This is a genomic window from Psychrobacter sp. Cmf 22.2 (genome assembly GCF_001921745.1).
GTDB lineage: Bacteria > Pseudomonadota > Gammaproteobacteria > Pseudomonadales > Moraxellaceae > Psychrobacter.
Genome location: NZ_MRYA01000095.1, coordinates 1 through 230, shown reverse-complemented (window position 1 = coordinate 230; position 230 = coordinate 1). Strand labels below are relative to the sequence as shown.

Sequence of the window (230 nt, the reverse complement as noted above, 5' to 3'; positions counted from 1 at the left end):
TAAGTACCACTAAACTCTCTAATCTTTTTAAAATCAACATCTAAAATATTTGTACAAACTGCATTTAAAAAGTGTCTATCGTGAGAAATTACAACCATTGTTCCATCATGATGTTGTAATTGATTTTCAAGCCATCCAATAGTATCAATATCAAGGTTATTTGTAGGCTCATCTAAAAATAAAATATCTGGTTTTGGATATAAAACTTGTGCCAAAAGTATTTTAACCTT

General features: G+C 27.8%; 1 pseudogene. It reads right to left on the bottom strand.

The features are described 5' to 3' along the window. Positions 1-215 (bottom strand): annotated as a pseudogene (locus BTV98_RS13430) (ABC-F family ATPase); the annotation flags it as partial. Positions 216-230 lie beyond the last annotated feature (15 nt).